Source organism: Pseudomonas sp. JV245A (genome assembly GCF_032424515.1).
GTDB classification, from domain to species: Bacteria; Pseudomonadota; Gammaproteobacteria; order Pseudomonadales; family Pseudomonadaceae; genus Aquipseudomonas; species Aquipseudomonas protegens.
The window spans coordinates 1-385 of sequence record NZ_VYKE01000578.1 but is presented as its reverse complement, the minus strand read 5'-3'; the positions used below and the strand labels follow the sequence as shown (position 1 = coordinate 385).

Below are 385 nucleotides of genomic sequence, written 5' to 3'. Positions count from 1 at the left end.
CCCGCCGGCGGTGCGGGTGTACTGCTTCGGCGGCGATGCAGTGCCCCAGGCCAGTTACGATTTGGCGTGGCGAGTGCTGCGTCCGAAGTACATCTTCAACGGCTACGGCCCGACCGAGACGGTGGTCACTCCTTTGATCTGGAAGGCCCGTGTCGGTGATCCCTGTGATGCGGCCTACGCGCCTATCGGCAATATCGTTGGCAATCGCAGCGCCTATGTGGCCGATGCCAACCTCAACCTGTTGCCGGTTGGCGTGGCGGGCGAGTTGTACCTGGGCGGCCTGGGCGTGGCCCGGGGTTACCTGGATCGACCTGGGCTGACGGCCGAGCGTTTTATCCCTGACCCCTACAGCACCACCGGGGCCCGGCTGTACCGCAGCGGCGAT

At 65.7% G+C, this 385-nt stretch carries 1 protein-coding gene; it reads left to right on the top strand.

All coding sequences use genetic code 11. From position 1 onward, the window contains the following. Positions 1–385, top strand: a 385-nt coding sequence (locus F6S12_RS33120) for an AMP-binding protein (RefSeq protein ID WP_315870035.1), incomplete at both ends; no start/stop codon positions are given.